Source organism: Rhodococcus sp. H29-C3, from assembly GCF_030063405.1.
Taxonomy (GTDB): Bacteria; Actinomycetota; Actinomycetes; order Mycobacteriales; family Mycobacteriaceae; genus Rhodococcoides.
Window position 1 is genome coordinate 1 of record NZ_JASITC010000053.1, and the last position, 1,683, is coordinate 1,683.

1 protein-coding gene is annotated in these 1,683 nt (G+C 62.4%); it reads right to left on the reverse strand.

The window, feature by feature from the left end:
• Nucleotides 1-168 precede the first annotated feature (168 nt).
• On the reverse strand, nt 169-1,563 hold the full coding sequence (locus QMK32_RS25115) for an IS1380 family transposase (RefSeq protein ID WP_283478287.1): 1,395 nt from the start codon (nt 1,561-1,563) through the stop codon (nt 169-171).
• Nucleotides 1,564-1,683: the final 120 nt, after the last annotated feature.

Genomic DNA, 1,683 nt, shown 5'->3' on the forward strand with positions numbered 1-1,683 from the left:
CCTCGATCTTTCTTCCTGCTGATGTGGTGGCCTGATCGGTTCGAGATTGTCGTTTTCGGCTGCGTTCACGTCGATCGGGCGCGATGTGTCGGCCGATGTCGATCGGTTGAACGCTCGGTTCCACGGCCCGAGAGGCTTACTTCCATGTTGATGGGATGGTGGTCTGGGTCAGGCGGGTGCGCGCAGCGCCGCCAATCGTGTCAGGGCGGAAACGATCGCATCGGACCAGGACGCATTCTTCGACAGTTTCAGTCTGATACGACGGGCATGGGACGAGATGCGGCCAGCGATCGAAAAGATCCGTAGACGAATGCGTTTGGGCTCCCAGCGCAGGGCATCGTGATCGGGGAAGCCGAGCATCTGTGTCCATGCGGTGAGTTCGAGAGCGAGTTCGACGAGTGCGAGCCAGATACGGTTCTGGTCGAAACCGTGCAATGGAAAGTTACTGAGCCCGGTGTCCTTGGCGGTGCGGATGCGGTCCTCGCATCGCGCGCGGCGCCGGTGCCGTAGTTCGAGGTCCTGGACTTGACCACCGATGGTGTTGGTGGCAAAAGCGGTCAACCGCAGACCATCGCTGTCGGTGAACCGCAGTTGGGCACCTGGATGTGGCCTTTCCTTCCGGATGATCACCCGCATCCCCGGCGGCCACGCGGTGACATCGATGATTGCAGTGGCGTCGATGACCCAGGCGCCGTCGCGGACCTTTTCCTCCGAGTCGACGGCGACAGACCATGCATTCTGCGGAACAGCAGCGAGGGCGGTGACCATGGCGTCGGTGAGCCCGAATCCGATCGAATACGACACCCGTTGCCTGTGCAGCCAGGTCAGGAATGCGTGGCTCGCCCCAGCGCCGTCGGTCCGTACCAACACTTTCCTCCCAGATCGCTGTCCGGTAGTGAACGGCAACTGCGCCAATGCTTTCCGAGTGACCTCGATGTGGTCGACGGCGGTGTTCGAGCCTGCGTTTCCTGGACGTAGAAGCGCTGCGACGGGTTCGCCGGTACCGGACTTGCCGTGGTCGACGAAGGCCAGCAGTGGGTGGAATCCGAATCCGCGTTTATAGGTCGGTGCCGCTTTCTCCTTCTCCGAATGGGCGGTAACCAGGGTGGCATCGAGGTCGATGACGATCGGGTTCTGCGCAGAAATGTCGTGATCAGGCGCGTGATGGCCGGCGTGTGCCCACGCAGCAGCGCGAGCCTGCGCGCGGGCGTTGTCGATCGCTGCGAGTACACGCGGAGCATCGCAGGCCAGGACCGAGACCAGTCGGGACACCGTCGGATCCGATGGCACGTGCCCGAAGACGCCCGCGTGTTCTCGCAGGGTAGCGATGTCGGCGAGGCAGTCGCCGCCGAGCGCCAACGACACTGCAAGATCGACGACGATCTTGCCGGGATCGAAGCGCGCCAACGGTTTACGCCATGGTGCGAGCTGCTCGGACAGGGCTGCGGTGAGTCCTGTGACCTCGGCTGTGCGCAGGACGGTGACGGCACCTGCGTGCGACACGATCCCGTTTCCGGTCGCATCGACGGATAGGGCGGGGTAGGGCGACGTAGACTTACTCACCGGAATGGTGCCTCTCGAACTCGCTGGATTGTTACCTTCGCAAGTTCAATCTTCCCAGTTCAGGGCACCATTCCTCTGAACTGACACTCGGTCGAGCTCAATTCGCGTGAAAGCCCGAGG